A 280-nucleotide genomic window follows, 5' to 3' on the forward strand; every position below is an offset into this window, starting at 1 on the left:
GGCTGTCCCTGGCGATGGCGCGCAGAGCATAGCCCGCACCCGCCTTGCGGTCGCCGGTCTGCCAGGCGTACTCCCCGGCAGCGTCAAGTCCGCCTGCGAGAGGCACCCAGGGGCCATCTCCCTGGCGCGCCAGCAGCTCGACCTGAACCGCATCACCATCCGGATCGCGCGTCTCCCACCGCACCGGCGAGACGCCGGCGAGCACCTCCCCCGGCTGGGGCCACAGCAGCGTCAGCGACGGCGGCTCATTCTCGTTGTCCACGACGAACGGACCGCGAAT

At 71.4% G+C, this 280-nt stretch carries 1 protein-coding gene; it reads right to left on the bottom strand.

What is annotated here, in order from left to right; all coding sequences use genetic code 11:
* Positions 1-280, bottom strand: a 280-nt coding sequence (locus ACY9Z2_RS18930; RefSeq protein WP_463611232.1) for a hypothetical protein, incomplete at both ends; no start/stop codon positions are given.

The organism is Virgibacillus sp. GM2-2 (genome assembly GCF_055329585.1).